This is a genomic window from Mycobacteriales bacterium (assembly GCA_035504215.1).
In the GTDB taxonomy this organism is placed as follows: Bacteria; Actinomycetota; Actinomycetes; order JAFAQI01; family JAFAQI01; genus DATAUK01.
The window spans coordinates 1-2,139 of the sequence record DATJSI010000007.1 but is presented as its reverse complement, the minus strand read 5'-3'; the positions used below and the strand labels follow the sequence as shown (position 1 = coordinate 2,139).

Annotated in this window: 3 protein-coding genes; 2 read left to right on the top strand and 1 reads right to left on the bottom strand. The window is 67.8% G+C overall.

Annotation, left to right across the window (positions count from 1 at the left end):
• Window positions 1–1,292 (bottom strand): ABC transporter substrate-binding protein (locus VME70_00995; protein ID HTW18771.1); only part of this gene is annotated, 1,292 nt, incomplete at its 3' end.
• A gap of 106 nt (window positions 1,293–1,398) precedes the next feature.
• Here VME70_00995 and VME70_00990 point away from each other — a divergent pair.
• Both VME70_00990 and VME70_00985 read left to right on the top strand, forming a co-directional pair.
• Window positions 1,399–1,740 (top strand): cupin domain-containing protein, encoded by a 342-nt coding sequence (locus VME70_00990; protein HTW18770.1) that lies wholly within the window; start codon window positions 1,399–1,401, stop codon window positions 1,738–1,740.
• Window positions 1,741–1,811: 71 nt separating this feature from the next.
• The coding region (locus tag VME70_00985) for a helix-turn-helix domain-containing protein (protein HTW18769.1) at window positions 1,812–2,139 on the top strand (328 nt) is incomplete at its 3' end.

Below are 2,139 nucleotides of genomic sequence, written 5' to 3'. Positions count from 1 at the left end.
CAGTGCCCGGCGCCGGACCCCGGTGACGTGCACGTGGTCAGGCCGCCGCGCTTGACGGCCCAGCCGTGGCTGGACAGCAGCTTGACGGCGGCGGCGGGCGAGTACGGCCACGGGCCCTTGGCCTCGTAGGCGTCGATGTACGGGTTTGCCGGGATCACCGGGACCGGGCCGTAGTCGGTGTGGCCGTAACCCTCCAGCGGGCCCTTGAGGTACGCGGGCTCGTCGATCAGTGACTGCATGGCCTGCCGGAGGTAAGGCTGCGCGATGAGCGGCCCGGTCTTCGGGTTCTGGAAGTTCATCAGGAAGAAGCTCGTGCCCCAGCCCTGCCATTGCGTGGTGGTGTAGCCGTCCGAGGCGAGCGCCGGCGACTGCGACGCGTCCTCCGTCGGCAGGTAGCCGTAGTCGATCGAGGTGCCCGAGCGCAGCACGTTGAGCTCGGAGGTGTCGCTGGTGAACGGCAGTTCGACGAAGTAGCTGAGCCTGGGCTTGTCCGGGCCCGCGTAGGCCTTGTTGGCGGCGAACTTCGCGTAGCCCGTGGTCTGGTAGCTGACGAGCTTCCACGGCCCGTCGACGACCTTCCACAGCGGGTTGCTGCCGTAGCTGGCGAGGTCCTTGGACTGCGCGGTCAGGAAGGCGAAGACGGCCTTCGCCCCGGCGGTCGTCGTGTCGTAGTTGCCAACCTCGCCGGAGGCCGACGTCTTGTCCATCGTCTGTGCGGGCAGCGGCGTGATCTGCGATAGCTGGTCATAGGTGAACCAGGTGGGGTTGAAGGACCCGGTCAGCGTCAGCACGATCGTCTTCGAGTTGACGATCTTGTAGCTCTTCAGGTTGTCCGGGAACTCCCCGGGGATGTACGCGGCGAAGTCGGCCTTGTTGGCCCGCAGCAGGTTGATCCAGAACGCGACGTCGCGGGCTGTGACCGGCTGCCCGTCGGACCAGGTGTAGTTGCCCAGGTGAATGGTGACCACCGAGTTGTTGTCACTGTAGGTGGGCAGGGCGGCGAGGCTCATCGCCGGGTCGACGACCGGCTGGCCCTTCGCGTTGCCGATCCAGTACAGCGACCGGAACGACAGCCGCTGGAATTCCTCGATGTTGGCCACGCTGTAGTACGCGCCGGTGAGCATCGGGAAGATGTAGTTGGGGGTGACCCCCGGCTGCTCGGCGAACGTCGCCGTCCCGCCGCTGGTTGGTTTGCCGCCCGCCGCTGGCGTGCCGGACGACGAACTGCAGGCCGAGGCCAGTAAGGCCACGGAGGCAATGGCGGCGATCCCGAACTGGAGCCTGCGTCTCATCCTGACCTCCTGCGGTCGCTCAGTCCCCTCCTGTCCCTACTTTCCTCACTTTCCACATATCTGCGTGTTTATGCGGGTGAGTATTGTGGCCGACCGGGAGGACGCCATGAGGGTGATCAACGACGCAGGGCGGTTCACGCCCCCGGTCGGGCAGGACCGCAACCACTGGATCGAGCACCTGCGCGTGACCGATCTCAGCGTCGGCACGTACTCCGTCCCGCGCGGCGGCGTGGACGACCAGGTGCCGCACACCGAGGACGAGATCTACGTGGTGATCTCCGGGCGGGCGGTGCTGCGGGCCGGCGAGGACAGCTCCGCGGTAGGCCCCGGCGCGGTGATCTACGTAGCCGCTGGGGAGGAGCACCGGTTCACGGACGTCACCGAGGACCTGGCGGCGGTCGTGCTGTTCGCCCCGGCCGAGGGAACCCGGGAGCAGGCAGGCAGCTAGTCGCGCCGCCGCGTGCCACCGACAACTCTTACTGTCTTGACAAAAAGAGTTGTCGGTGGCACGGTTGTGGCATGCACGATGTCGCAGTGATCGAGGACGCCGCAGCCGCGGAGGCCTCGCTCGATCCGATCCGGGCCCGGATGCTCGCGGAGCTGGCCGAGCCACAGACCGCGACGACACTCGCGGCGCGGCTCGGGCTTGCCCGGCAGAAGGTCAACTACCACGTCAAGACGCTTGAGCAGCACGGCCTGGTGGAGCTGGTCGAGGAGCGCCGCAAGGGCAACATGACCGAGCGCGTCGTCCGGGCTTCCGCCGGGGCCTACGTGATCTCGCCGGCCGCGCTCGCCGTGGTCGCGCCCGATCCAGCCCGGTCGCCGGATCGGCTGTCCGCGCGCTGGC